Below are 2,898 nucleotides of genomic sequence, written 5' to 3' on the forward strand. Positions count from 1 at the left end.
CTCCCCATCTTTTGGCCAGTTTCCGGGGTGGTTTAAGCTACTCTCTGCCCCTGCTGGTCGGTTTCGATCTGGTTGAAGTAGACCACGGCGGGCGGCTGTCCGCCATGGGCGGCGTGAGGCCGCTGGTGGTTGTAGAAGGTGATCCATTGGCCAACCCCGGCCTTCGCCTGCGAGCCCGTCTCCCAGGCGTGCAGATAGACGCACTCATACTTCAGGGACCGCCAGAGGCGTTCGATGAAGATGTTGTCGAGACACCGGCCCTTGCCGTCCATCGAGATCCGGGTGCCGATCCGTTTCAGCCGGTCGGTCCAGGCGAAGGACGTGAACTGCGACCCCTGATCGGTATTCATGATCTCGGGCGGGCCGAAGCGGTGGACCGCCTCGTTCAGCGCCTCGACGCAGAAGTCGGCTTCGAGCGTGTTCGAGATGCGCCAAGTCAGCACCTTGCGGGTGAACCAGTCCATGATGGCAACCAGGTAGAGGAAGCCCCGCCGCATCGGAAGGTACGTGATGTCGGCGCACCAGACCTGGTTGGGCCGTTCCACCCGCAGGCCACCCAACAGGTAGGGGTAGGTTTTGTGCCCCTTGGCCGGTTTGCTGGTGTTCGGCTTCTGATAAATCGGCATCAAACGCATGAGCCGCATCAGCCGCCGGATACGCTTCACGTTCACAGCGTGGCCCTCGTTCTGCAGGTGCCAGGTCATTTGTTGGACGCCGTAGAACGGGGTTTCGAGGAACTGCCGGTCGATCAGTTGCATGAGCGCCAGGTTCACTGCGGTCTCGCCCAGCGGTGCGTAGTAGAACGACGACCGCGAGATCGACAGCAGGCGGCATTGCGCCCCGACCGACAGCGTGGGGTGAGAGCGTTCGATCATCCCGCGCCTCACTTGCCGGTCCAAGGCTTGAGCTTTCTGGACAAAAAATCGTTGGCGACGGCCAGTTCCCCGATCTTGGCGTGAAGCGACCGCACCGTCTCCTCGTCGACCTCGGCCTTCTTCTTCCCGCCGCGCTCGAAAATGTCAGATGCGCCTTCAAGCAGCGCGCTCGCCATTGTTCTTGAACCAATGGCGCACAATGGCTCGCTCCACTGATGGATCATGGTCGGATGCACGCCGTATTCCGCGGCCAGCTCCGACACCGTGCGCTCGCCCTTCAGGGCTTCCAGCGCCACGCGAGCCTTGAAGCCCGCGTCATGGTTCCTGCGTTTCGACATGTTCTGATCTCCTCGTTCTTAGAGACCAGCAGACGTCAGATAGTAGCTTCCGTCACTGTCCGATTTTCGGGGAGGAGCTCATCGCGAACGGGTCGATCGCGAACGGTTGGTTCCGTTTTTGTTAACCAAGCTTAAGTACGATGCCCGGAAACCATCATGAAATGGAGGGTGGCATGGGCAGACTTGGGCGCGATGTCCAAAAATCGGACATCGGATTTCTGGACACAGTCAGGGAGCGGTTTAAGGAACTCGGCGGGAAACTGAAAATGAGCAAGACACGGACGAAGTCGAGCTTCTCCGGCTATGGCGTCAAGGTGAGCCGCGAGACCGAGACGATCACGGCGGGCCTGCATCAGGACGATTGCGATGAAGGGTAAGGAGTTGCCCGCATGGCGGAAACGCTTCGGCTATCCCAATCAGGATGGGTTGCGCCAGGAACTCGGGATCAAGTCACGGGGAACCATCAGTGCCTGGGAAAATTCGGATGCCGAGTTGCCCCGTACGGTCCAGCTTGCATTGAAAGCTCTCGAAGACCTGCCGCACGTTCGCACCATCTTCGGCTATGAGGTGAAGTAGTGCGCCCCTTACCATAACGCGCATTATGAGGCCCCGGATACCCTCCGGGGCAGATTCTAAAATGGGTTGCGACAAATGCCCTATCTTGCTGGAAAGCAAGGAGAACGGACATGGCCCACACAGAGCTGGATTTGCGTGAGAGACGCGCCATCGAAGACATGCTGAATGCAAAAGTACCGGTCAGCAAGATCGCCGCAGAGATCGGTCGGCATCGTTCGACCGTCTATCGCGAGATCAAACGGAACTTTTTCACCGACGAAGAGCTGCCGTATCTGAACGGCTACTATGGCATGGTCGCGCAGCGTGAAGCATCAAAGCGCCGTGCTCGCAGACGCAAATTGATCCGCCTGGAAGCATTGCGCACGCACGTCGTCGGTCGGCTCATCGAAGGCTGGACGCCAGAACAGATCGCGGGCCGTCTCGGTTTCGAAGACCAGCCTGTTCGGGTCAGCCACGAAACGATTTACGCCTATGTCTACAGCAAGGAGGGGCAGTCGGAAGACCTGGCACGCCACCTTCCCAGCCGACGCAGGAAACGCAGGCTACGCTATGCCAGGCGACCCAGAGGCCAGGTTTTCCCGCCGGATCGGTCCATCCATCAACGCCCTGAGTACGTCGCCACCCGTGAAACCTTTGGCGAATGGGAAGGCGATCTGATGATCTTCGAGCGGTCTCAGGGCAAGATGAACGTCGCCTCGCTGGTCGAGCGGAAGACCCGGTTTGCCGTCTTGTTCCGCAACAACGACCGCAGTTCGACACACTTCATTAACAAGCTGATGGATGTGATGGAGCCCCTTCCCCAACCCGCGCGGAAGTCGATCACTTTCGACCGGGGCTTCGAGTTCCGCGAATGGCGCAAGTTGAAATCCGGCATTGGAACGGAAAGCTGGTTTTGCGATCCGCAAGCGCCCTGGCAAAAAGGATCAGTTGAGAATTTGAACAAACGCGCCCGCAGGTATCTGCCGCGTGATACCCAACTCGCGGCGCTGTCAAATCGCAAGATGAAGGCGATTTGCGACCGCCTGAACGGTACGCCCAGAAAGTGCCTTGGTTGGCGCACCCCCACCGAGGCCTTCAGAGCCGAGATGATGAAACTGAGATAGCGGAAA

3 protein-coding genes are annotated in these 2,898 nt (G+C 59.1%); 2 read left to right on the forward strand and 1 reads right to left on the reverse strand.

Going from position 1 to position 2,898, the window contains the following annotated elements; all coding sequences use genetic code 11:
* Positions 1 to 32: 32 nt before the first annotated feature.
* Positions 33 to 1,213, reverse strand: a protein-coding gene (locus tag ACP159_RS25590) for an IS3 family transposase (RefSeq protein ID WP_425098180.1) whose coding sequence is annotated in 2 segments (ribosomal slippage) — positions 33 to 916 and positions 916 to 1,213 — 1,182 coding nt in all. Because the reading frame shifts where the segments join, the coding sequence is not laid out codon by codon here.
* A 366-nt stretch (positions 1,214 to 1,579) separates the two neighbouring features.
* On the opposite strand from ACP159_RS25590, the gene ACP159_RS25595 reads away from it, so the two are divergent.
* Entirely contained in the window at positions 1,580 to 1,789 is a 210-nt protein-coding gene (locus ACP159_RS25595; protein ID WP_425102499.1) for a hypothetical protein, read from the forward strand.
* A 110-nt stretch (positions 1,790 to 1,899) separates the two neighbouring features.
* A complete protein-coding gene (locus ACP159_RS25600; protein ID WP_425101343.1) occupies positions 1,900 to 2,892 on the forward strand; it encodes an IS30 family transposase in 993 nt (330 codons plus the stop codon).
* Positions 2,893 to 2,898: the final 6 nt, after the last annotated feature.

It is taken from the genome of Tropicibacter sp. S64 (assembly GCF_049803835.1).
Lineage (GTDB): Bacteria > Pseudomonadota > Alphaproteobacteria > Rhodobacterales > Rhodobacteraceae > Pacificoceanicola.